Raw genomic sequence first — 353 nt, 5'->3', positions numbered from 1 at the left:
TTCCCATCATAACTAAACAAAACTGACTTATTCTCAATATTCGTCTCTAAATGAACTCCTCTACCCCACAACTGATGAATATACGGCATAACCTTCTCAACATACTTCACATCAAGTTCCATATTTTCATAGGAATGCTTCAAATAAAGCTCCCCATTTTTTAAATAATCCCCTTCTTGAACTACAATATAAGGGAATCCACCATTTACCCGACTAACTACAAGTTGATCCCTAACGTTTTCCCATGCTTTATCGGTAACTTTATACTCCTTACCTTGTCGCTGGAATAAATACATATCTTCTCGCATAACGAGTTCTTTCGTTAAGTAGTTTCGTATAAATGAACTATCAGA

At 35.4% G+C, this 353-nt stretch carries 1 protein-coding gene; it reads right to left on the bottom strand.

Annotation, left to right across the window (positions count from 1 at the left end):
* A partial coding sequence (locus tag CN514_RS19085) for a SpoVR family protein (RefSeq protein ID WP_176525972.1) occupies window positions 1-353 on the bottom strand: 353 nt, incomplete at both ends.

Source organism: Bacillus sp. AFS001701 (assembly GCF_002559405.1).
Lineage (GTDB): Bacteria > Bacillota > Bacilli > Bacillales > Bacillaceae_G > Gottfriedia.
The sequence above is the reverse complement of the archived record's forward strand: the minus strand, read 5'-3'. Positions and strand labels throughout refer to the sequence as shown.